This window comes from Streptacidiphilus carbonis (assembly GCF_000787775.1).
In the GTDB taxonomy this organism is placed as follows: Bacteria; Actinomycetota; Actinomycetes; order Streptomycetales; family Streptomycetaceae; genus Streptacidiphilus; species Streptacidiphilus carbonis.
Genome location: NZ_BBPM01000045.1, coordinates 59,222 through 61,331, shown reverse-complemented (window position 1 = coordinate 61,331; position 2,110 = coordinate 59,222). Strand labels below are relative to the sequence as shown.

The 2,110-nt window shown below is 75.1% G+C and carries 1 protein-coding gene; it reads left to right on the top strand.

Annotated features, from left to right (window positions below):
• Positions 1 to 2,110: SpoIIE family protein phosphatase (locus tag TR46_RS28090; protein WP_052433149.1), on the top strand; the 2,110-nt coding region annotated here is incomplete at both ends.

Genomic DNA, 2,110 nt, shown 5'->3' with positions numbered 1-2,110 from the left:
GCCCCGTACCCGTCGGCCCCCGACCCCGCGGTCCCCAACGGCCCGCGCAACGGCAGCGTGCTGGACGTGGTCCGGGTGGCCATCGTGATGATGGACACCGCCGGCCGGTTCGTGCTGTGGAGCCCGGCCGCCGAGGAACTGCTCGGCTGGCCCAGCGAGACCCTGGTCGGACGCGGCCTGGAGGCCCTGCTGGGGGACGACCCCGAACTGCTGCGGCGGGGCCGGGCCGTCATCGCCGAGGTGCTCAGGGAGGGCGGCTGGCGGGGTCCGGTCGTGCTCCGCAACCGCGACGACGAGAAGGTCGCCGTGGACGTCCGGCTGTCGCTGCTGGTGGACGGGGACGGGGTGCCCTTCGTCCTGGTGCGGCTCGCGGACGCGGGCAAGCTCACCACCGTCGAGCACGACCTCGCCCTGCAGGACGCCCTGTTCGAGCAGTCGCCGCTGGGCATCGCGGTGATGGACCGGCAACTGCGCTATGTCCGTGTCAACGACACCCTGGCGAGGATGAACGGCCTGCCGGTCGCCGAACACCTGGGCCGGACCACCGGCGAGACGCTGCCGGAGCGGGCCGCCGACGAGGTCAGCGCGATCCAGCGGCAGGTGCTGGCCACCGGCGAACCCGTGATCGACCTGACGGTGGCCGGACCCGACCCGCGCAAACCCGGCTTCCGCTCCGTCTCCTACTCCCGGCTGCACGACCGCACCGGCCGGGTGCTGGGCGTCACCGGAATGATCATGGACGTCACCGACCGCTACCGCGCCGTCGCCAAGGTCGAGCACGCCCGGCGCCGGCTCGCGCTGCTCAATGAGCTGGGAAGCAGGATCGGCGACCTGCTGGACGCCGGCCGGGTCGCCCAGGAGCTGGCCTCCGCCGTGGTCCCGGCGCTGGCCGACTACGCCGGGGTGGCGCTGCTGCAGGCCGTCGCCGACGGCGACGACCTGCCGCGCCACCCGCACACCCGGCTCACCCCGCTGGTCATGAGCGGTACCGCCGCCGCCGAGCCGAGCACGCTGGCCGAGGCCATGATGACGCCCGGAGCCGCCATCGGCATGGCCGAGGGCTCGCTGTTCGCCCGGGTGCTGCTCAGCGGCATCGCCGAGCAACTGGAGTCGCCCGCGCTGCTGGAGCAGACCACCACGCCGGACGACCCCCGGCTGCGGGCCGGCTACGAACTCGGCGTGCACTCGATGCTGGTGGTCCCGCTGCGGGCCCGCGGCATCGTGCTGGGCCTGCTGGTGCTCAGCCGGGCCGGGCGGCGCGAGGGCTTCGACCGCGACGAGCTGGCCTTCGCCGGGGAGCTGGCCGACCGGGCCGGCTCCTCCATCGACAACGCCCGGCTCTACGCCCGTGAGCGCGCCGCCGCGCTGATGCTCCAGCGCAGCCTGCTGCCGCAGTCGGTGCCGCAGCTACCCGGGGTGGAGATCGCCTACCGGTACGTCCCCGGCAGCAGCGGCACCGAGGTGGGCGGCGACTGGTTCGACGTGATCCCGCTGCCGGAGGGGCGGGTCGCGCTGGTGGTCGGTGACGTGATGGGCCACGGCCTGCGCGCGGCGGCGACGATGGGGCGGCTGCGCACCGCCGTGCGCACCCTGGCCGGCCTCGACCTTCCGCCCGCGACGCTGCTGCAGCACGTCCACGACCTCGCCGACGACCTGGCCCAGGGGCCGGACGAAGCACTCATCGCGACCTGCGTGTACGCGGTGTACGACCCGGCGAGCCGGCGCCTGGTGCTGGCCAAGGCCGGGCACACCCCGCCGCTGCTGCTCCCCGTGGGCGGCCGGGTGCAGGTGCTGGACCTGCCGTCGGGCACTCCGCTGGGCGTCGGCGGGGTGCCCTTCGCCTCGGTGGAGCTGACCGTCGCCGAGGGGACCCTGCTGGTGCTCTACACCGACGGGCTGGTGGAGTCGCGCACCGAGGACATCGATGTGGGCACCGCGCGGCTGAGTGCGGTCCTGGAGGGCCCCTACAGCTCGGTCGAAGAGGCGTGCGACCGGGTCATCGGCACCCTGCAGCGCGGGCAGGAACCGGACGACGTGGCCCTGCTGCTGGCGCGGCTGGGCAGCAGCGGCCCGGCGGCGGCGGCGGCGGGCGCGGCCGGGGCGGGCCCGG